This window comes from Bradyrhizobium sp. Ken01 (assembly GCF_055807355.1).
Map to the genome: position 1 here is coordinate 1 of NZ_JBVVPC010000222.1, position 265 is coordinate 265.

1 pseudogene is annotated in these 265 nt (G+C 52.5%); it reads right to left on the bottom strand.

Going from position 1 to position 265, the window contains the following annotated elements:
- Positions 1-265: pseudogene (locus AC0L3S_RS39420) on the bottom strand (IS21-like element IS21 family transposase); the annotation flags it as partial.

Consider the following 265-nt stretch of genomic DNA (forward strand, 5'->3'; position numbering starts at 1 on the left):
GCGCTGTTCCGGCGTTTCTTTGAACTGGCGAAGTTCCCGTTTGTCAGCCACATCGGCTATCCATTGCTCCAGTTGTTGATTAACATGAGTGAAGCTGTCGAACCTGCGGTACCGAACGAAGAAGTTCTCCTTGAGGTATTTCACCATCCGCTCAACCTGACCTTTTGTTCTGGCCCTGCGTGGACGGCATGCCCGTGGCAGGAAGTTATAGTGGTCGGCCAGCAACAGGAATCCGGAGTTGAACACGACTTTCCCGTTGTTATTC